Consider the following 19,991-nt stretch of genomic DNA (forward strand, 5'->3'; position numbering starts at 1 on the left):
CCGTCAGCGCCCCAGTAGTCTCAGCGCTCATGGAGCAGAGGCATCTCGGCCGCACCGGACTGCGCGTTTCCCGGATCGGCCTCGGCACCCTGACCTGGGGCCGCGACACCGGCGAGGAAGCCGCCGCCGAGCAGGTGAAGACGTTCTGGGAAGCGGGCGGCACGCTCGTCGACACGGCCGACGTGTACGGCGGCGGGGAGGCGGAGTACCTCCTCGGGCAGCTGGTGGGCGGCCTGGTCCCACGCCGCGACCTGGTGATCGCGACCAAGGCGGGCAGCGTGCCGGATCCGGACCGGCGCTTCGACGGCTCGCGCGGGCACCTGCTGGCCGCGCTCGACGCCTCGCTGGACCGGCTGGGCACCGACTACGTCGACCTCTGGCAGGTCCACGCCTTCGACCCGGCGACCCCGCTGGAGGAGACCCTGCAGGCGCTGGACCTCGCCGTGAGCAGCGGCCGCGCCCGGTACGCCGGCGTGGCCGGCTTCAGCGGCTGGCAGTTGGCGAAGGCGGCCACCTGGCAGCTGGCGGTCCCGGGCGTGCGGACCCGGCTGGCCTCGACCCAGATGGAGTACTCGCTGCTCCAGCGGGGCGTGGAACGGGAGGTGCTGCCGGCCGCGCTGGACCTGGGCGTCGGGCTCCTCCCCTCCTCCCCGTTGGGGCGCGGGGTCCTGACGGGCAAGTACCGGGCAGGCACCCCCACGGACTCCCGGGGCGCCTCTCCGACCCTGGCCGCCCTGGTGGACCCGTACCTGGACGAAGCCGCGGGCCGCATCGTGGACGCGGTGGTGACGGCGGCCCAGGGGCTGGCGGTGACCCCGCTCCAGGTGGCCCTGGCGTGGATCCGGGACCGGCCGGGGGTGGTCGCGCCGATCGTCGGTGCGCGGACGTCGGCGCAGCTCGCGGCGGCTCTGTCGGTGGAGGCCCTTAGGCTTCCGGAGGAGATCTGCCGCGCACTGGACGACGTTTCGGCGCCCGTCCACCGCTACCCCGATCAGGACTGGAGCACGCTGTGAGTACGGACCGCCAAGCCGAGCACGCCACCTCGGAGGAACCGGCCGAGCCGCAGCCCGCCGCCGACGGCGCGCCCGGTACCGGCTCGGGCGAAGCCCCGACGGCCGGGCCGCAGGCCGCCTCCGACGGCGAGGCCGAGCCGGGCCACACCCGGGAGAACGAAACCCGGGAGAACGAAGCCGGGGAGGACGAAACCCCGGGGGGCGAAACCCCGGAGGACGGCGGGCAGGCCGCGGCTGATGCGCCGGAGGGCGGCGGCGAAGCCGGGGAGCAGGCTGCGGAGCAGGCCGGGGAGCAGGCTGCGGAGGCGGGCGCCGGGGCCGGGCTCAGCGAGGCGCAGGCCGAGCTGGCCGCGCAGAAGATCGAGCGGGAGCGGATCGCCCGGCGCAAGGCCGAGCGGGAAGGGCCCGTCGAGGCCGGGGCGAAGCTCAGCGGGAAGGCCGCGGACCTGCTCGCCGCCGTTCGGGCCGTGGAGAGCGGGGCGAAGCCCCCCGCCGTGTACTTCGACGAAGCCCCGGCCGCGCCGCGCAAGGCGGCCCCCGCGCCGCCCGCGCCGCCCCGCAGAACGGCGGAGGCCCCGGCCGCCGCCCCGGCCGCCGACACCGTCGACGGGGTACGGGCCGTCCTGGCCCGCGGCGGCGCGCCCGAGGCGCTCGCCGCCCCGGCCGCGGCCGCGCTCGGCGACGACGCCACCGGCCGGCTCGCCGGGAACCCCTGGCTGCTGCTGTCGGTCCCCGCCGTCCGCCCGGCCCAGGCGGACGGGTTCGCACGGGCCCTGCTGGGCCCCGAGACCGGTCCGGGCGACGAGCGCCGCACGGCCGCCCTGGTGGGCTGGCTGCTGGTCCAGGCCGGACTCAAGGGGCACACGGCGCTGGAGGCGCCGGTCCTGGAGAAGGCGCTCGCCCAGTACGGCGTACCGGAGCCCGCCGAGGCCCTGGAACAGGCCATCGCCGAGGGCTCGGTGCTGGTCTTCCACGAGCCCCTCGGCCCATCGGCCGGCGAGAACGGCGAGGACGGCGAGCAGCCCGTACGGATCCTCGTGGGGCTCGAGGGCGCGGCGATGGCCGAGGAGAGCCTGGCCGACGGCCTGGCCCGGATCGCCAGTACCTTCGACGCCCCGGCCGACTGGGAGACGGCCGCCACCGGCCCGGGCGCCGAGCTGATCCGCGCGGTCGCGGGCCACGGCCTGGTCGCCCACACCGGCGGCGAGGCCGCCCGCGCCGAACCGCTCGCCCTGCTCGCCGCCGCCCGGGAGTCCGGCCTGCGCGCCTGCCTGGCCGCGCACGTCCCCTCCGCCGAGGGCGTCACCGTGGCCGGGCTGCTCACCGGGGCGGAAGGGCCCGGCCGGGACGCCGACGGGCAGTTCGCGCTGGACCTGCTCATCGTGCTGGACGCGCCGCAGCTGGATGTGGAGGCCGCCGCCGCGCTGGTGGAGTGCGTCCCGGACGGCGCCCGGCTCGTGCTCTCCGGGGATCCCGCGGTGCTCGGCTCCGCCGGGGCCGGTCGGGTGTTCGCCGATCTGCTGGCGGCTCGTACCTGTCCCCAGGTGGTCTCCCGGATCCCGGACCCGGGCCCCCTGGGCGAGCTGGTCTCGGGAATCGGCATCGGGGAACTGAATCAGGTCGAGGCGCCCGGCAAGGAGGTCGTCATCGTCCCGGTGCAGGACGCCGGGGAGGCCGTGCACCGTGCCGTACAGCTGGTGGCCGAATCGGTGCCGCGGGCCTTCGGGATCCCGGCTGACAGCGTGCAGGTGATCACCCCGGGCCACGGCGGCTCGGCGGGTACCCGGGCGCTGAACGCCGCCCTCAAGGAGCGGCTGAACCCCGGTCCGGGCCGGTTCGGCGGCTTCGACCCCGGGGACCGGGTGGTCCACGTGCCCTCGCCCGGGCGGGCCCTGCCGGCCCGGGTGGTGTCGGCCGACGCGCAGGGCCTGCACCTGGACCGCGCGGGCGAGCGGGTGGTCGTACCGAAGGAGCTGGTGGAGTCCCGGGTGCGGCACGGCTGGGCGGTCACCGCGCACCAGGCGGTGGGCGCGCGCTGGCCCGCGGTGGTCGTCGTACTGCCGGGTGACGCGGCGCAGGCCCTCTCCCGGGACTGGGTGTACACCGCGTTCGGGCGGGCCGAGCGGCACCTGTCCGTGGTGCACGGCGTGGACCAGGCGCTGCCGCGCGCGGTGGCGGAGGTCCTGCCGAAGCCGCGCACGACCCGGCTGACGGGGCTGCTGTCCGCCCTGGCCACGGCGGGCGCACGGCCGGAGTGAACGGACGCGTGGTCCCCGCCCCGGCGGGGGCGGGGACCACGCGTCGGGTCAGGGGTCAGGGAGCAGGGAGCAGGGTCAGGGATCAGGCCCTGGTCAGCCCGGGCTCCGTGGTCTCGCCCGCGTCCTCGCCCTCGTCCTCACCGTCGTCGAACTCGTCGGCGTCCTCGTCGAATACGGTGCTGACGTCGAACCGGTGCAGCACGTCCTCCGGATCGGTGTGCCCGAAGGGCGAATTGAGCCACTCCCCCGGTTCCGCGACTTCCTCCGAGGCGGCGATCCACAGGGTGGAGTCGCCCTCCTCCAGTCCGAACTCCTTGTAGCGGGAGGCGATCTCGTCGGGCTCGTACTCCCCGAAGAGCACGCCCAGCGCACCGGCGGTGCCACCGTCGTCGACGAGTTCGGCGTCCCGGTCGTGCGCGGCGACCCGCTCGGCCTGGGCGATCAGCCGCGGCGGCTCGACCACGGCGTAGTCGCGGCGGATGAGCACGCTGAAGGCGGCGGGCTCGGCGGGACCGGTGTACGGGACGCCGTCCTCGGGGGTGGGGATCTCGAAGGGGGTGACCTCGTCGTAGCGGTCGTAGAGGAGTTCGTCGTACTCCTCGGCCGCGGCGGCGAGTTCGTTGAAGGCGGCGTAGACGTCCGGGTCCTCGTCCCCGGACCTGCGCTCGACCGCGGCGTGGTGGCGGTCGAGCGCGGCCTTGACCGCCTCGGCGGCGGCGCGTACCTCGGCAACAGTGGGCAGAGCGGCATCAGACATAGAGCAGACGCTATCCGTAGCAGGGCTCTGCCCGCACAATAGATGCGATGCCGGAATACGAATTCGTCGACGTGTACGTGCCCCGCGGCGTCCCCCGCAAGGAGGCGACCCGCCTGCTGACCGATCATGCCGAGTACGGGAACTGGGAACTCGACCGGCTGACCCTGCACCGGGACGGCAGCCGCCGTGTGCGACTGCGTCGCCGGATCATCCGCCAGGTCCGCGCGACCTGGTGACGCGGGCCCCGGGACAGGGGCCCGCGCCGTGAGCAGCCGTCAGGCGGCGTTGCGGGCGCGCCGGTAGAGCACGACGCCGCCCAGCAGGAGGCCGCCGGCGAGCGGGAGGCCCGCGGTCAGGACGTCACCGCCGCCGGTGGCGGCGAGAACGGCCGGCCCCGACGGTCCGGGGGCGACGGACCCCTGGGCGGGGTGCGTGGCAGGCGTGACGGAGCCCGAGCCCGGGCTGGTTTCCGTGCGCGGGGTGGCGGGCTTGCCCGGCGTGTGACCACCGGGCAGGCCCGGGGTGCCCGGGTTGTCCGGGTGGTCGTCGCACGGCTCGTCGTCGCCGCCTCCCGGGTGTCCGGGGTGACCCGGGGTGCCCGGGTTCCCGTGCTGACCCGGGGTGCCCGGGTTCCCGTGCTGACCCGGAGTGCCCGGGTTCCCGTGCTGACCCGGGGTGCCGGGGTTGCCGTGGTGACCCGGGGTGCCCGGGTTGCCGTGGTGGTCGGGCGTACCCGGCTGGCCGGCGTGGTCGGGACCGTTGGAACAGCGGTTCCCGAAAGCCGGGTTCAGCAGGCCGATGACGTCGATGGTGTTGCCGCAGACGTTCACCGGCGCGTCCACGGGAGCCTGGACGTTGTTCCCGGACAGCAAGCCCGGGGAATTCGCGGCCTGGCCGGAGGCTCCGGAGTCCGCGTGCGCGTACCCCCCGCCCATCGCGAGGACACCCCCCGCGGCCGCCATCGTGATCAGGGTCTTCCTTGTGACCTGTACCGGTCGTCGCATTGTGAACTCGTCCCCTGGTGTGTGCGTCGGTACTCCGGCTCCCCTGCCGGATGCGCCGAAGATGATCGATCGGGCCGAAAAAAGGCCAGCGGCCCCGGAGCGCTGGAATGCGCTCCGGGGCCCAAGACTTCAGACGCGTCAGGCGTTGACGCAGGTGTTGCCGAAGGCCGGGTTCAGCAGGCCGATGACGTTGACCGTGTTACCGCACACGTTCACCGGGATGTGAACGGGGACCTGGAGCACGTTGCCCGACAGGACACCGGGCGAGCCGATGGCCGCACCCTGGGCACCGGCGTCGGCGTGGGCCAGGCCCGCGCCCGCGAGAACCAGGCCACCGGTAGCAGCCGCAGCGGCGACAACCTTCTTGATCATTGTTCCTCCTAGTAGGCAAGTGCGGTCCCAGCCGCGGACCGCACCACCTGTAACGAGGAAGGATCACCAGGGCTACGAGCGTATGAGTGCATTCACTCTTCTCAGTGGTTTGCGCACACCTCTGCGAATCTCAGGCGTTGTCGATGAATCGGTCGAGGACGCGCACGCCGAACTTCAGCCCGTCGACCGGCACCCGCTCGTCCACGCCGTGGAACATCCCGGCGAAGTCCAGCTCGGGCGGCAGCTGCAGCGGCGCGAAGCCGAAGCAGCGGATGCCGAGGTCGTCGAAGGACTTCGCGTCCGTACCGCCCGAGAGCATGTACGGGACCGCCCGCGCGATCGGGTCCTCGGCCTTCAGGGCGCCCTGCATCGCGTCGACCAGGCGGCCGTCGAAGTCCGTCTCCAGGGCCTTGTCCCCGTGTACGTCCTCCCGCTTGACCCGGGGGCCGAGGATGCGGTCGAGGTCGGCGAAGAACTCGTCCTCGTAGCCGGGCAGGAAGCGGCCGTCGACGTGGGCGGTCGCCTGGCCGGGGATGACGTTGACCTTGTAGCCGGCGCCGAGCATCGTCGGGGCGGCGGAGTTGCGCAGCGTCGCGCCGACCATCTTGGCGATGCCGCCGAGCTTGGCCAGGGTGGCGTCCATGTTGTCCGGGTCCAGCGGGGTGCCGAGCGCGTCCGAGAGCTCGTCCAGGAAGCTCCGTACGGTCTTGGTGACGCGCACGGGCCACTGGTGGCGGCCGAGGCGCCCCACGGCCTCGCAGAGCTCCGTGATGGCGTTGTCGTTGTTGGTCATGGAGCCGTGTCCCGCGGTGCCCTCCACCGTGAGCCGCATCCAGTGCATGCCCTTCTGGGCGGTCTCCACGAGGTAGAGCCGAAGGTTCTCGTTCACCGTGAAGGAGAAGCCGCCGACCTCGCCGATGGCCTCGGTGACGCCCTCGAAGAGCTCCGGGTGCTTGTCGACGAGGTACCGCGCCCCGTACAGACCGCCGGCCTCCTCGTCGGCGAGGAAGGCCAGCACGATGTCGCGCGGGGGCTTGCGTCCGCTGCGCATCCGGTCGCGCACGACCGCCAGCGTCATCGCGTCCATGTCCTTCATGTCGACGGCGCCCCGGCCCCAGACGCAGCCGTCGGCGATCTCGCCCGCGAACGGGTCGTAGGTCCAGTCGGCGGCGTTGGCCGGAACCACGTCGGTGTGCCCGTGGATCAGCAGCGCGGGCAGCGAGGGGTCCTCGCCCTCGATCCGCGCCACCGTCGAGGCGCGTCCCTTGTGCGACTCGAAGATCTTCGGCTCCAGCCCGACCTCCGCGAGCTTCTCGGCCACCCACTCGGCCGCCTTGCGTTCGCCGGGGCCCGAGTGGTCTCCGTAGTTGCTGGTGTCGATCCGGATGAGGTCCCGGCAGAGGTCGACGACCTCGTCCTCGCCGGAAACGGTCCTGCCCGCGCTCGACTCGCTCACGCTGCTTCCTCCCACTGATCGGTACCGAACTGCCCCCATCCTCCCGCTCCGGGGCGTTCTCCCCAAGGGAGATCCCCGGCCACCCGGGGGTGTGATCGAGGACCCCGGAATGTTTGGTAATGTTTTCCACGTCGGAACGGCCCGCGAGGGACGCGAGACAGACACCTTGTCCGGGTGGCGGAATGGCAGACGCGCTAGCTTGAGGTGCTAGTGCCCTTTATCGGGCGTGGGGGTTCAAGTCCCCCCTCGGACACAAGAGAAGGACCCCGCTTCGGCGGGGTCCTTTTTCGTTGCCCGCCCGTGTGCGGGACGGCTGACGCGTGCGGGAACGGCGACGGGGCCCCGCGTGCGGCGGGGCCCCGTGGCCGGGCGGACGGCGGGAAGGTCAGTTGCGGGCCGCGGTGAGCGCGGCCACGCGGCGGCGGACCAGGAACCAGCCGCCGACCAGGGCGGCGCCGATGACCGGGACGAACATGACCGTGGTGCGGCCCACACCGCCGTCGCACCACATCAGGACCAGCACCGCGACGAGGAAGACCAGCGTGACGATCTGGGTGTACGGGGCCCAGGGCAGGCGGTAGGCGGGGCGTTCCACCCGGCCCTGCTTCGCGCGGCTCCAGAAGAACAGCGAGCAGATCATGACCATCGCCCAGGTGCCCAGGATGCCGAGGGAGGCGAAGTTGAGGACGAGCTCGAAGGCCTCCTCCTCCATGAAGTAGTTCAGGACGACACCGGCGACGCCGAAGGCGGCGGTGAACAGGACCCCGCCGTAGGGGACCTTGCCCTTGTTCATCCGGGCGGTGAACTTCGGCGCGGAACCGGAGATGGCCATCGAGCGCAGGATCCGGCCGGTGGAGTAGAGGCCGGAGTTCAGACTGGAGAGGGCCGCGGTCAGCACGACCAGGTTCATGACGCCCGCGGCGCCGGGGACGCCGAGCTTGTCGAAGACGGTGACGAAGGGGCTCTGGTCGGAGCTGTACTCGGTGTACGGGAGCAGCAGCGCGAGCAGGACCACGGAGCCGACGTAGAAGAGGCCCACGCGCCACATGATCGAGTTGATGGCCTTCGGCATGATCTTCTCGGGGTTCTCCGTCTCGCCGGCGGCGACGCCGCAGAGCTCGACGGAGGCGTACGCGAAGACCACGCCCTGGATCACCAGGAGCATCGGCAGGACGCCGGAGGGGAAGATGCCGCCGTTGTCGGTGATGGAGGCCAGGCCCGGGGTGTGGCCGCCGATCTCGTGGCTGGTGGCGACGAGCCAGATGCCGACGATCAGGAAGATCACCAGGGCGGTGACCTTGACCAGGGAGAACCAGAACTCCATCTCGCCGAAGTACTTCACCGAGATCAGGTTCGCGGTGAGGACGACGGCGAGGGCGATGAAGGCGAGGACCCACTGGGGGACGTCGGTGAACATCGACCAGAAGTGGGCGTAGGTCGCGGCGGCCGTGATGTCGGCGACGGTGGTCGTGGACCAGTTCAGGAAGTACAGCCAGCCGGCCGTGTAGGCGCCCTTCTCGCCCATGAACTCGCGGGCGTAGGAGACGAAGGCTCCGGAGGAAGGGCGGTAGAGCACCAGCTCACCGAGGGCCCGGACGACGAAGAAGGCGAAGACTCCGCACACCGCGTAGGCGATGGCGAGCGAGGGGCCGGCTCCGGCGAGGCGGCCGCCGGCGCCGAGGAACAGGCCGGTGCCTATCGCCCCGCCGATCGCGATCATGTTGATGTGGCGGGACTTGAGGTCCTTGCTGTAGCCCTCGTCACCGGCGTCGACATGGCGGGAGGACGCCGGGGCGGGAGCCTCGGCCAAGGTGCGGTCACTCATCTACGACTTCGCCTTCGTGGGGGTCGGACAGGCAGGCCGGGACCGTGCGCAGGGAAGCCGGATGGTGTCCCCTGTGCAGCGGTTCGGCCGTTTTGATCGCCCCAGGAGACCATGGGGGTCCGCCACCCGCCAAAATGGACCTGCACGCACCGAAGCCCCCGACGACCTTGGAAAGGGGTGTCGAGGGCTTCGTGAACGCTGGAAAGCCAGGTTTCCGGCTCAGTCGGCGATGGTGGCCTCCGCCACCTGGTCGAGGCGGAAGGCCTCGTTGCCCAGGCCGATGCGGGCGTGCACCTCGGGGCGGCGGCGGCGCAGCACCGCCCCGTAGAGCAGGCCGCCCACGACGGCCGCGCCGATGATGCCGGGCAGCGCCCAGCTGAGCGCGGAGCCCTTCTCGGCGCCGACCAGGACGCCGAAGTCCTTGACGGTGTAGACGGCGATGGCGAGGAGCGCGAGACCTGCGGCGCCGGCCGCGACGAGCCGCCACACCTGTGCCCCGGCGGTGCCGCGGCGGACGAAGAACGCGATGACGGCGAACGAGGCGGCGGCCATGAGGAGGGTCACACCGAGGGCGCCGACGCTGCCCATCCAGGTGAACAGGTGCAGCACGGGGGCGGTGGGGTCCCCTGCGGGCAGGTCGTCGGTGACGGCGAAGGCGATCACGACGACGGCGGAGACGGCGGTCTGGAGGAGGGAGCCGGTGCCGGGGGCGCCCGTGCCGGCGTTGGTCCGGCCGAAGGCGGCCGGGAGCAGGCCCTCGCGGCCCATCGCGAAGGCGTAGCGGGCGACCACGTTGTGGAAGCTGAGCATGGCCGCGAACATGCCGGTCACGAACAGGACGTGCAGGACGTCGGTGAAGGTGGCACCCAGCCGGTCCTCGGTGAGCTGGAAGAGCAGGCCGGGACCGGCCTCGGCGGAGGTCTTGACGACCTCGGCGGGGCCGGTGGCGACGGTGAGGGCCCAGGCGCTGAGGGCGAAGAAGAGGGCGACGAAGCCGACGGCGAGGAACATCACCCGGGAGACGACGATGTGCGGCTTGCTGGTCTCTTCGGCGTACACCGGGGACTGCTCGAAGCCGACGAAGGCGGCGATGCAGAAGCAGAGGGCGGTGCCGAGGCCGGGGCCGCTGAGGGTCTCCGGGTTGAAGGCGTGCAGCGAGAGGCCTTCGGCTCCGGGCTTGCCGAGGGCGGCGGCGTCGAAGACGACGACGAGGGCGCACTCGATGAGGAGGAGGACGCCGAGGACCTTGGCGTTGAGGTCGATCTTGAGCCAGCCGAGGGCGCCGGTGGCGGCGACCGCGAGCAGCGCCGGTATCCACCAGGCGAGTTCGATCTTCAGGTAGGTGGCGAAGAGGCCGGATATCTCGAAGCCGAGGATGCCGTAGACGCCGACCTGCATGGCGCTGTACGCGACGAGGGCGACGAGGGAGGCGCCGGCGCCCGCGGTGGGGCCGAGGCCGCGGGCGATGTAGGCGTAGAAGGCTCCGGCGTTGTGGACGTGGCGGCTCATCTCGGCGTAGCCGATGCTGAAGAGCGCGAGGACGGCGCCGAGGATGACGAAGAGCAGCGGCTGGCCCACGATGCCCATGACGCCGAAGGTGGTGGGCATCACGCCGGCGACCACCATCAGGGGCGCGCTGGCGGCGAGTACGGACAGCAACAGGCCGGCGGTGCCGAGGCGGTCCGCGCGCAGGGCGCGGTCCTGGCCCTTGTACGTGCGGATCTCGGCCGGGTCCTGGAGCGTGGTGGATCTGCCCGTCGGCATGGCGGCGTCCTTTCGGGGATGCGGGTGGGGCGGGGGCGTGCGTCGGGGGCGTGCGGGGTGCGTCGGGGGGTGCGGGGTCAGGCCGTGCCGAGCGCGGCACTGCGCGCGGCCAGGAAGGCCTTGTGCGGGTCGAGGTCCGGGTAGGACCAGGGGGCGCGCGTGGCGTGGCTGCCGATGCGGTGGAAGAGGGCGGCGGCCTCGGCGGGGCGGCCCTCGCAGAGCTTGGCGTGGGCGAGGAAGTTCAGGTCGACGCGGTTGCGGGGGTGGTCCTCGCGCTCCCACTCCAGCCACCAGTCGAAGGCGGAGCGCAGCACCTGGCGGGCCCGGCGGCCGGACCAGTGGGCGGCGGCGCTCTGGGGGGTGTGGCCCTGCGTGGCGGCGAGCACCCGGTAGCGCTCGGCGTGCGCGATGACGGGGAGCACGGCGAGCGGGGAGTCCGCCGGGGACTCCTCGGCGGCCCAGGCGGCGAAGTCGTAGACCTCGTGGAGCGGGTCCTGGCCTGCGGCGGGGGTGCGTTCGGCCAGTGCGGCGACCATCAGGTGGTGGGCGTGGTGGTGCTCGCGGTGGCGCGCGCGGACCTGGTCGAAGTGGCGGCTGAACTCCTCCTCGCTGCCGAAGGCCTTGGACAGGAGCAGCAGGCCGAGCCAGGGGGTGGGGTCGGCGGGGAGCAGGGTGGCGGCCCGGCGGCAGGCTTCCTCGGCGGCGGCCGGTGTGCCCTTGCGGCGCAGGGCGGTGAAGACGGCGGCGCAGGCGAGGAGGGTGGCGGCGTCGGCGCTCTCGGGTTCGGCGAGCAGCCATTCGCGGGCCCAGGCGGTGGCCGCCGGGGTCTCGGCGAGAACCACGACGCGGTGGCCGCGGCGGTCCCAGTCGTCGCCGGTACCGACGAGCAGGGACCGGGCCCGGGACCACCGGCCCTGGGTGAACTGGGTGCGCACGTCGACGAGTTCGGCGTCGCAGAGGGCGGGGTCGAAAAGCTGGGCGTCGCGCTTGCGGGCGCGGCCGAGGGGCGGCGGAGGCGGGGACATCCGCGGGTTTCCCTCCAGGACGCGGGCGGGCACGGTGCGAACGATGGCCGGAACAGGTTCATGGTGCACGGAAGTTGTCCGGCCGGGTGGTGCGGGATGGGACCGGTGGTCAACCGGATGATCACGCACAGCAAACCGGTACGCACAGCTCCACGTCAAGGTCCGGTCCACTCGGTGGCGGGTTTCAACTGGTATCGCCCATAGCCCAGTTGGCCGTGGCGGCGGCGGCGAGCGGCGCGAAGACGACGGGCGCCGGCCTGGTCGCGGCGCCCGGGGCGGGGGGACGGGGCCGCGTCACTGGCTGAATCGCGCGCCTCGCACGAAGTGACGGGAGGGCCGCCGGGGGCCCGGGCGGAGGCCCGGGGCGGGGCGGAGGCCCGGGGGGCAGGGCGGAGGCCCGGGGGGCAGGGCGGAGGCCCGGGGGCAGGGCGGAGGCCCGGGGGGCAGGGCGGAGGCCGACCCGAGGACAGGAGAGGGCAGGACCCGACGGCCCGAGCAGCGCTACCGCAGCGGCGGATGGGCCCGGGGACAGGGCAGGGCCCGACGGCCCGAGCAGCGCTACCGCAGGGGCAGATGGGCCCGGGGACAGGGCCGGGCCCCGGCCCGGGCGGCACGACCGGCAGCAGCCGAGGCGGGCCCGGGGACAAGACGAAGCCCGGCCCGGCCGGAGGACCGGGGCTCCGGGCGGGACAGGCACGACGACCCGGGCGGCGCTACCGCAGGGGCGGCGGCGGGTCCGGGCGGGGCGGGGCCGGTCAGCCGACCGCCCGGGCCGCCGCCCGGCCCGCCGCCCGGCCCGAGAAGACGCAGCCGCCCAGGAAGGTGCCCTCCAGGGCCCGGTAGCCGTGGACCCCGCCGCCGCCGAAGCCGGCCGCCTCGCCCGCCGCGTAGACCCCGGGCAGCGGTTCGCCGCCCGGGGTCAGGACGCGTGAGGAGAGGTCGGTCTCCAGGCCGCCCAGGGACTTGCGGGTCAGGATGGACAGCCGCACCGCGATCAGCGGACCGGCCTTCGGGTCCAGGATCCGGTGCGGTGCGGCCGTGCGGATCAGCTTGTCGCCGAGGTACTTGCGGGCACCGTGGATGGCCGTGACCTGGAGGTCCTTGGTGAACGGGTTGGCGATCTCGCGGTCCCGGGAGGTGATCACCTCCCGCAGGGCGGCCTCGTCGATCAGGTCCTCCTTGGTGACGGCGTTCATTCCGCGGACCAGGGCGGACAGGTCGCGCTCCACGACGAAGTCCACGCCGTGGTCCATGAACGCCTTGACCGGGGCGGGTACGGCCTGTCGCGCGCGGGAGATGACGTCGCGGACCGACTTGCCGGTGAGGTCCGGGTTCTGCTCGGAGCCGGAGAGGGCGAACTCCTTGCCGATGATGCGCTGGTTGAGCACGAACCAGGTGTGGTCGTGGCCGGTCTTCATGATGTGGTCGAGCGTGCCGAGGGTGTCGAAGCCCGGGAAGAGCGGCACGGGCAGTCGCCTGCCGGTCGCGTCCAGCCAGAGGGAGGAGGGGCCGGGCAGGATGCGTATGCCGTGCCGGGACCAGATCGGGTCCCAGTTCTCGATGCCCTCGGTGTAGTGCCACATCCGGTCCTTGTTGATGTGGCTGGCGCCCGCCTCCTCCGCGATCCCGAGCATCAGCCCGTCCACGTGCGCGGGGACCCCGGAGAGCAGGCGCTCGGGCGGGGTGCCGAGCCGGGCGGGCCACTGCCGGCGTACGAGCTCGTGGTTGCCGCCGATGCCGCCGCTGGTCACGATCACGGCCTGGGCCCGGAGGGAGAAGGCTCCGGTGGCCTCGCGGCTGCTCGCTGTGCCCCGTACGGCGTCGGAGGGCTCCAGGATCTCGCCCGTCACGGTGTCGACGGCGCCCGCGGTCCGGGACAGCCCGGTCACCCGGTGGCGGAACCTCAGCTGGACCAGGCCGCGGGCCACGCCCGCGCGGACGCGCCGCTCGAAGGGCTCGACCAGGCCGGGGCCGGTGCCCCAGGTGATGTGGAAGCGGGGGACGGAGTTCCCGTGGCCGCCGGCGTCGTAGCCACCGCGCTCCGCCCAGCCGACCACCGGGAAGAAGCGGACGCCCTGCGCGTGCAGCCAGGAGCGCTTCTCGCCCGCGGCGAAGTCCACGTAGGCCTCGGCCCAGCGGCGCGGCCAGGTGTCCTCCTCGCGGTCGAATCCGGCGGTGCCCAGCCAGTCCTGGAGGGCGAGCGCGTGATTGTCCTTGATCCGCATCCGGCGCTGCTCGGGCGAGTCCACGAGGAACATGCCGCCGAAGGACCAGTGGGCCTGGCCGCCGATGGACTGTTCGGGCTCCTGGTCGAGCAGGATGACCTTGCGGCCCGCGTCGACGAGTTCGGCGGTGGCCGCGAGTCCGGCCAGTCCGGCGCCGATCACGATCACGTCTGCGTCGTACGTCATGCGATACCCGTCCTCCGTCGGTGGTGGGGCGATCTTTGGCTACGGAGCGGTAACCAGTCAACAGCGGTGATGGGATGAATGACATGGGTGCTGCTGATGAAGTGCTGGACGTGGTGGACCGGGACGACCGGGTGACGGGGCAGGCCGCGCGGGGCGAGGTGTACGCCCGCGGGCTGATCCACCGCTGTGTGTTCGTGCAGGCCAGGGACGCGCGGGGGCGGATCTTCGTCCACCGGCGGACCGCGTCGAAGCTCGTGTTCCCCTCCCGCTACGACATGTTCGTGGGCGGGGTGCTGGGCGCCGGGGAGAGCTACGGGGAGGCCGCCCTGCGGGAGGCCGAGGAGGAGCTCGGGGTCCACGGGCTGCCGCAGCCCGTGCCTCTGTTCAAGTTCCTGTACGAGGGTCGGGCCGGAGCCTGGTGGTCGTACGTGCACGAGGTGCGGTGCGAGCTGCCGGTGGCCCCGCAGGAGTCGGAGGTGGACTGGCACACGTACCTGACGGAGGAGGAGCTCGACCGGCGCGTCGCGGAGGGGTCGTGGGCGTGGGTGCCGGACGGGCTGGAGGCGTACCGGAGGCTGCGGGAGTTCCGGGGGGCGCGCCAGTAGATTGACCAGGTGATCGACTTCGTCAAGGACCTGCGCCTCTGGTTCGCGCCGTCGCGCCTGAGTGACGAGGGCGAGACCCCCGACTACCGCTTCTCGCTGGCCAACGAGCGGACCTTCCTGGCATGGATCCGGACCGCTCTGGCGCTGGTGGGCGGCGGTTTCGCCGTCGACCAGTTCCTGCCGGACCTGCGGTGGGGGGTGCGGGTCGGGATGGCCTTGGTGCTGCTCGCGGTGGGTGCGGCCTGTGCGCTGAGGGCCGTGAACCACTGGGTACGGTGCGAGCGGGCGATGCGGCGGGGCGAGGACCTGCCGCTGTCGCGGTTCCCGGTGGTGCTGAGCCTGGGGGTCGGGCTGGTCGCGGTGGCGATGATGGCGGTCGTCCTGCTGGGCTGGACGTCGGGGCGGTGAGCACCCCCGGCGAGGTCCGCGACGCAGGGCTGCAGCCCGAGCGGACCCGGCTCGCGTGGCGGCGTACGACGCTGGCGTGCTCGGTCGTGGCGGTGCTCGCCCTGCGGCAGGTGCTCCGCGGGTCCGGCAGGCCGGTGGAAGTGGCCGGGGCGGCGCTGACCGCACTGATCTGGCTGGCGTTCCTGTGGGTGGCGCACCGGCGGATCCGGGCGCTGGCGGCCCGGCCGCCGCGGGTGCTCGGTCCGCGGTCGGCGCTGGCGGTGGTGGCGTGCACGGTGGCCCTGGCGGTGTTCGCGGTGGCCGTGATCATCTGAACTGCCGATCGGATGATCGGGCTTCCTCGCGCCATCGCGACATAACGGGCAACAGTGGGCGATCCGCACTAGCCTCGGCGGCATGACGACCATGCATCAGGAACACGCCACGCACGAGCACACGCACGGCGCCGGCTGCGGACACCAGGCGGTCCCGCACGGCGATCACGTCGACTACGCGCACGACGGCCACCTGCACCGGGAGCACTCCGGGCACTGGGACGAGTGCGAGAGTCCCGGACACACGACCCACGCCGGACACGCCCACTCCCACGGTCCGGACTGCGGACACGAAACGGTCCGGCACGGCGACCACGTCGACTACGTGCACGACGGGCACCGGCACGCCGCGCACGACGGGCACTACGACGACCACTGAGCCCCGGACGCACTGACCGAGGATCCGGTCGGTGACGTGAGGTCACGAGCGGGACCCGCCCTCCCCCGGCGCCGCGACGGCTGGCAGGATGCCGACCGCCCGTCAAAGCGACCCGGGGAGAGCGCAGATGACCGTCGATGAGCCTTACCTCGTCCAGCCCGCACCAGGGGTGTACGCCTACGTCCAGCCGGACGGCGGCTGGTGCCTCAACAACGCCGGCTTCGTCAGCGACGGCGGCAGGACCCTGCTCGTGGACACCGCCGCCACCGAGCGGCGGGCCCTCGCCCTGCGTGAGGCGGTCGTGGCGGCCGGGGTGCCGCTCCCCCGCACCGTGGTGAACACCCATCACCACGGAGACCACACCTACGGCAACGGGGTGTTCGCCCCGGGGGCGCTGGTCCTCGGTCACGACAACGCGCGGGCCGAGCAGCTCGCCGCCGGGCACCAGCTGGAGATGATCTGGCCCGCGACGGACTTCGGCGCGATAGACATCACGGCGCCCGACCTCACGTACAGCGACCGGATGACGCTGCACGTCGGAGAGACGGAGGTGCGGGTCATCCACCCCGGTGTCGCGCACACCACCGGCGACTCGATCGTCTGGCTGCCCCGGCAGGGGGTCGTGTTCACGGGCGACCTGGTCTTCGCCGAGGGGACGCCGTTCCTCGCGATGGGCTCGCTGGCCGGCTCGCTGCGGGCACTGGAGCTGCTGCGCTCGATGGACGCGCAGACCGTCGTACCCGGCCACGGGCCCCTGACCGACCCGTCCGCCTACGAGGCCACCGAGCGCTATCTGCGGTACGTGGCCGAACTGGCCGCCGAGGGCCACGCGAAGGGGCTGCCCCCACTGGAGACCGCCCGGCGGGCCGATCTCGGCGAGTTCGCCGCCTGGCGGGAGAGCGAGCGGCTGGTGGCGAACCTGCACCGGGCCTACGCGGAGCTGGCCGGGGAGCCGGAGGGCGTCCCCCTGGACATCCTGGCGGTGCTGCGGGACATGACGGTGATGAACGGCGGGACGCCGATCCTCTGCCACGCCTGACCGTCGGGCCCGGGGGCCTTCCCCTCCGGCCGCGCCCCACTCCCCCGGGGCGCGGCCGGGGGAGTTCTTTCGGCCCGCCCTATGGACGGCATACCGACTGGTCGGCATGATGGCCTCGAGCAGTCAATCAGCAGTCGGTCAGTCGGTCGGTCGGTCGGTGACCGTCCACCCCGTACGGAGGTGCCCACCATGACCCCAGCCCCGGACGATCCGCGAGGCCTCGATCTGGAGCGGCTGCGCGGCCATCTCGACACGGCGCGGCCCGGGCTCGTGGCCGGGCCGCTGAGCGGCCGGCTCATCGAAGGGGGCCGGTCGAACCTGACGTACGCGGTCACCGACGGCGCCGCCCGCTGGGTCGTGCGCCGTCCCCCGCTCGGCCACGTCCTGGCCACCGCGCACGACATGCGGCGCGAGCACCGGGTGATCGCGGCCCTGCACGGGACGGCCGTGCCGGTGCCCGAGCCGCTGCTCCTGTGCGAGGACGAGGCCGTACTGGGGGCGCCGTTCTACGTCATGGAGTACGTGGAAGGGGTGCCGTACCGCACTGCGGGCGAGCTCGCCGCGATCGGCCCCGAGCGCACCCGGCGGGCGGTGCTGGGCCTGGTGGACACGCTGGTCGATTTGCACGCGGTGGATCCGGCGGCGGTGGGGCTGGGCGACTTCGGGAGGCCCGAGGGATTCCTCGACCGGCAGCTGCGCCGCTGGGGCAAGCAGCTCGCGGCCTCGCGGGGCCGCGAGCTCGCCGGGATCGACGAGCTGCACGGCGCGCTCGGCCGGGCGCTGCCCGACTCCCCCGCGCCGACCGTGGTGCACGGGGACTTCAGGCTGGACAACGTACTGATCGGCGGGCCGGACGACACGATCCGGGCGGTGCTGGACTGGGAGATGTCCACGCTGGGCGATCCGCTGACCGATCTCGGGCTGCTCGTGATGTACAGCTCGGACCTGGGCCTGACCGAATCTCCGGTCAGTACGACGAGCGGGGCGCCGGGGCATCCGGCTCCCGCCGAGCTGGTGGAGCGGTACGCCGCTCGCTCCGGACGGGACACCGGCGCGATCGCCTGGTACACGGCCTTCGCCTGGTTCAAGCTCGCGGTGATCCTCGAAGGCATCCACTACCGCTACACGCTCGGGCAGACCGTCGGCGCGGGCTTCGACCGGATCGGCGAGCTGGTCCCGGTCTTCATCGAACACGGTCTGACCACCCTCCAGGCCCCCCACACGTTCTAAAACCGCCAGGAAGGCTGAGGCACCTCACTCATGGATTTCGCATTCGACGCCCGGACCGAGGAACTCCGCGAACGGCTGCTCGCGTTCATGGAGGAGTACGTCTACCCGGCGGAACCCGTCGCCGCCGAGCAGCGCGCGCGGCTGGCCTCGCCCTGGGACACCCCGGCCGTCTTCGGTGAACTGAAGGCCGAGGCGCGCCGCCAGGGCCTGTGGAACCTCTTCCTCCCGGATGCCGAGTACGGCGCCGGGCTGACGAACCTCCAGTACGCCCCGCTCGCCGAGATCACCGGCCGCAGCCCGCACCTGGCTCCGACGGCGACCAACTGCGCGGCCCCGGACACCGGGAACATGGAGCTGCTCGCTCAGTTCGGCAGCGAGGAGCACAAGAAGCAGTGGCTGGAGCCGCTGCTGACCGGGGAGATCCGCTCCGCCTTCGCGATGACCGAGCCGGACGTGGCGTCCTCGGACGCGACCAACGTCGAGACCCGGATCGAGCGGTCCGCGGACGGGGCCGAGTACGTCGTCACCGGGCGCAAGTGGTTCATCTCCGGCGCCATGAACCCGGACTGCAAGATCTTCATCGTGATGGGCAAGACCGATCCGGAGGGCGCCGACCCGCGCCGCCAGCAGTCGATGATCCTGGTACCGCGCGACACCCCCGGGGTCGAGGTGCGCCGGGCCATGACGGTGTACGGGTACGAGGACCACGAGCACGGCGGCCATGCCGAGGTCGTCTTCGACGGGGCGCGGGTCCCGGCGGCGAACCTGATCGACGAGGAGGGCACGGGCTTCGCCATCGCCCAGGCGCGGCTCGGCCCGGGCCGCATCCACCACTGCATGCGGCTGATCGGCATGGCGGAGCGGGCCATCGAGCTGATGTGCCGGCGGGCGGTGGACCGTACCGCCTTCGGCAAGCCGCTGGCCGCGCAGGGGGTCGTGCAGAACTGGATCGCGGACGCCCGGGTCACGGTGGAGCAGCTGCGGCTGCTGGTGCTGAAGACGGCCTGGCTGATGGACACGGCCGGGAACCGGGGCGCGCACACCGAGATCCAGGCCATCAAGATCGCGACCCCGCGGGCCGTGGTGGGGATCCTCGACCAGGCGGTGCAGCTGCACGGCGCGGGCGGGGTCAGCCAGGACTTCCCGCTGGCCGAGCTGTGGGCGGCGGCGCGGACACTGCGGCTGGCCGACGGTCCGGACGAGGTCCACCAGCGCTCTCTGGCCCGCCGCGAGCTGAAGCGCTACATGTAGGGACGGGCCCGCTCGCCGGGTCCGCACGCCGGGTCCGGACCCGGCGTGCGGCCGACGGCGCTCTGGCGGCCGACGGCGTTGCGGGGGCCGCACGCGCGGGCTCGGCCCGCCGCCGCGTCGACGACGTCGGCGTCGTCCGGCCGGGCGGGCGGGCGGGCGGCTGGGCGGGCCGGATCCGCCGCCCGCGGTGCCTGGTCCACGTCCGCGGGGCGGAGCGCTGCACCGGCCACCGCACGCCGGAGCCCCTCAGGGGCGCAGTGCGCGCAGCAGCAGGTCGGCCAGGTGATCGGCGACCTGCTGCGGCGTGAGCGGCCCGTCCGCGCGGTACCAGGTGGACAGGTGGTGCACGGACCCGAAGTGGTAATCCACCACCAGGTCGGCGGGGGTGGCGTCGGAGAACACGCCCGTACGCTGCCCCTCCTCGATCAGCGCCCGGAAGCGCTCGTGGTAGCGCCGGCGCTCCGCCCGCACCTGCTTGGACTTCTCCGGGCTGAGCTGGTGCATCGACCGGAAGAAGATCGCCGCGTCGTCGAGGTTCTCGATGGTGGTCACCACCACGTCGGCGGCGGCCGCCCGCAGGCGCTCCTCGACGGGCGCGTCGGATCCGGCCACCGCGTCGAGCCGCTGCTGCTGCAGGCGCAGCATCCGTGCGTACACCTCGTGCAGCAGGTCGTCCTTGGACCCGAAGTAGTGGTAGAGCGCGCCCTTGGTGACCCCGGCCGCCTCGACGATCTCCTGCACGGACGTGCGGTCGTAGCCGCGCTCGGCGAACAGCCGGGTGGCGACGGCCAGCAGCCGCTGCGGTACCGGGGCCTCGTGCGCACCGTCGGGTTCCGTGGTCCTGGCAGCCATGGCGCCGACCTTCCTTCCCATTCCTCCT

Annotated in this window: 20 protein-coding genes and 1 tRNA gene; 11 read left to right on the forward strand and 10 right to left on the reverse strand. The window is 73.1% G+C overall.

Translation table 11 applies throughout. From position 1 onward, the window contains the following. Window positions 1–29 precede the first annotated feature (29 nt). Window positions 30–1,013, forward strand: a complete 984-nt coding sequence (locus ACFCZ1_RS19250; RefSeq protein WP_376679465.1) for an aldo/keto reductase — start codon at window positions 30–32, stop codon at window positions 1,011–1,013. Beyond that, entirely contained in the window at window positions 1,010–3,271 is a 2,262-nt protein-coding gene (locus tag ACFCZ1_RS19255; RefSeq protein WP_376679466.1) for an ATP-binding domain-containing protein, read from the forward strand. The genes ACFCZ1_RS19250 and ACFCZ1_RS19255 overlap by 4 nt, the downstream gene beginning before the upstream one ends. Before the next feature lie 82 nt (window positions 3,272–3,353). Here ACFCZ1_RS19255 and ACFCZ1_RS19260 read toward each other — a convergent pair whose 3' ends face one another. Continuing rightward, entirely contained in the window at window positions 3,354–4,028 is a 675-nt protein-coding gene (locus ACFCZ1_RS19260) for a hypothetical protein (protein WP_376679467.1), read from the reverse strand. A gap of 47 nt (window positions 4,029–4,075) precedes the next feature. Here ACFCZ1_RS19260 and ACFCZ1_RS19265 point away from each other — a divergent pair, with 47 nt between their 5' ends. After that, a complete protein-coding gene (locus ACFCZ1_RS19265; protein WP_031146791.1) occupies window positions 4,076–4,264 on the forward strand; it encodes a DUF5703 family protein in 189 nt (62 codons plus the stop codon). A gap of 39 nt (window positions 4,265–4,303) precedes the next feature. Here ACFCZ1_RS19265 and ACFCZ1_RS19270 read toward each other — a convergent pair whose 3' ends face one another. The 3 genes from ACFCZ1_RS19270 to ACFCZ1_RS19280 form a co-directional block, all read right to left on the reverse strand. Continuing rightward, on the reverse strand, window positions 4,304–4,990 hold the full coding sequence (locus ACFCZ1_RS19270; protein WP_376679468.1) for a chaplin family protein: 687 nt from the start codon (window positions 4,988–4,990) through the stop codon (window positions 4,304–4,306). Window positions 4,991–5,170: 180 nt separating this feature from the next. After that, window positions 5,171–5,404, reverse strand: a complete 234-nt coding sequence (locus tag ACFCZ1_RS19275) for a chaplin (protein WP_376679469.1) — start codon at window positions 5,402–5,404, stop codon at window positions 5,171–5,173. Between the two features lie 130 nt (window positions 5,405–5,534). Then, the gene (locus ACFCZ1_RS19280) at window positions 5,535–6,860 is read right to left on the reverse strand and encodes a M20/M25/M40 family metallo-hydrolase (RefSeq protein ID WP_376679470.1); all 1,326 of its coding nucleotides are present in this window, start codon (window positions 6,858–6,860) and stop codon (window positions 5,535–5,537) included. Window positions 6,861–7,028: 168 nt separating this feature from the next. Between ACFCZ1_RS19280 and ACFCZ1_RS19285 the strand changes: the two genes are divergently transcribed. Further along, window positions 7,029–7,113, forward strand: a tRNA-Leu gene (locus ACFCZ1_RS19285). A 132-nt stretch (window positions 7,114–7,245) separates the two neighbouring features. Here the strand turns inward: ACFCZ1_RS19285 and ACFCZ1_RS19290 are convergent. From ACFCZ1_RS19290 to ACFCZ1_RS19305, 4 genes are all read right to left on the reverse strand, one after another. Next, window positions 7,246–8,685, reverse strand: a complete 1,440-nt coding sequence (locus ACFCZ1_RS19290; protein ID WP_376679471.1) for an amino acid permease — start codon at window positions 8,683–8,685, stop codon at window positions 7,246–7,248. Window positions 8,686–8,904: 219 nt separating this feature from the next. Further along, the gene (locus tag ACFCZ1_RS19295; RefSeq protein WP_376679472.1) at window positions 8,905–10,449 is read right to left on the reverse strand and encodes an APC family permease; all 1,545 of its coding nucleotides are present in this window, start codon (window positions 10,447–10,449) and stop codon (window positions 8,905–8,907) included. 77 nt (window positions 10,450–10,526) lie between these two features. Further along, window positions 10,527–11,474 carry a hypothetical protein gene (locus ACFCZ1_RS19300; RefSeq protein ID WP_376679576.1) on the reverse strand — a complete coding sequence of 316 codons (948 nt, stop codon included), beginning with the start codon at window positions 11,472–11,474 and terminating at the stop codon, window positions 10,527–10,529. 755 nt (window positions 11,475–12,229) lie between these two features. Next, window positions 12,230–13,885, reverse strand: coding sequence for an FAD-binding dehydrogenase (locus tag ACFCZ1_RS19305; protein ID WP_376679473.1), 1,656 nt, complete (start codon window positions 13,883–13,885; stop codon window positions 12,230–12,232). 83 nt (window positions 13,886–13,968) lie between these two features. On the opposite strand from ACFCZ1_RS19305, the gene ACFCZ1_RS19310 reads away from it, so the two are divergent. The 7 genes from ACFCZ1_RS19310 (at window position 13,969) to ACFCZ1_RS19340 (ending at window position 19,111) form a co-directional block, all read left to right on the forward strand. Beyond that, window positions 13,969–14,490, forward strand: coding sequence for an NUDIX domain-containing protein (locus ACFCZ1_RS19310; RefSeq protein WP_376679474.1), 522 nt, complete (start codon window positions 13,969–13,971; stop codon window positions 14,488–14,490). A 9-nt stretch (window positions 14,491–14,499) separates the two neighbouring features. After that, window positions 14,500–14,898, forward strand: a complete 399-nt coding sequence (locus ACFCZ1_RS19315) for a YidH family protein (RefSeq protein WP_376679475.1) — start codon at window positions 14,500–14,502, stop codon at window positions 14,896–14,898. Next, window positions 14,895–15,212: a DUF202 domain-containing protein gene (locus tag ACFCZ1_RS19320; RefSeq protein WP_376679476.1), complete on the forward strand. Its 318-nt coding sequence runs from the start codon at window positions 14,895–14,897 to the stop codon at window positions 15,210–15,212. Before ACFCZ1_RS19315 ends, ACFCZ1_RS19320 begins: the two co-directional genes overlap by 4 nt. An 82-nt stretch (window positions 15,213–15,294) precedes the next feature. Then, window positions 15,295–15,591 (forward strand): hypothetical protein, encoded by a 297-nt coding sequence (locus ACFCZ1_RS19325; protein ID WP_376679477.1) that lies wholly within the window; start codon window positions 15,295–15,297, stop codon window positions 15,589–15,591. 127 nt (window positions 15,592–15,718) lie between these two features. Beyond that, the gene (locus ACFCZ1_RS19330) at window positions 15,719–16,630 is read left to right on the forward strand and encodes an MBL fold metallo-hydrolase (protein WP_376679478.1); all 912 of its coding nucleotides are present in this window, start codon (window positions 15,719–15,721) and stop codon (window positions 16,628–16,630) included. A 189-nt stretch (window positions 16,631–16,819) separates the two neighbouring features. Next, window positions 16,820–17,860, forward strand: coding sequence for a phosphotransferase family protein (locus ACFCZ1_RS19335; RefSeq protein ID WP_376679479.1), 1,041 nt, complete (start codon window positions 16,820–16,822; stop codon window positions 17,858–17,860). Between the two features lie 30 nt (window positions 17,861–17,890). Then, a complete protein-coding gene (locus ACFCZ1_RS19340; protein ID WP_376679480.1) occupies window positions 17,891–19,111 on the forward strand; it encodes an acyl-CoA dehydrogenase family protein in 1,221 nt (406 codons plus the stop codon). Here ACFCZ1_RS19340 and ACFCZ1_RS19345 read toward each other — a convergent pair. Further along, window positions 19,102–19,341: a hypothetical protein gene (locus ACFCZ1_RS19345; protein ID WP_376679481.1), complete on the reverse strand. Its 240-nt coding sequence runs from the start codon at window positions 19,339–19,341 to the stop codon at window positions 19,102–19,104. The genes ACFCZ1_RS19340 and ACFCZ1_RS19345 overlap by 10 nt on opposite strands. Window positions 19,342–19,357: 16 nt before the next feature. Continuing rightward, window positions 19,358–19,963, reverse strand: a complete 606-nt coding sequence (locus tag ACFCZ1_RS19350; protein ID WP_376679482.1) for a TetR/AcrR family transcriptional regulator — start codon at window positions 19,961–19,963, stop codon at window positions 19,358–19,360. Window positions 19,964–19,991 lie beyond the last annotated feature (28 nt).

The organism is Streptomyces sp. NPDC056224 (assembly GCF_042267665.1).
In the GTDB taxonomy this organism is placed as follows: domain Bacteria; phylum Actinomycetota; class Actinomycetes; order Streptomycetales; family Streptomycetaceae; genus Streptomyces.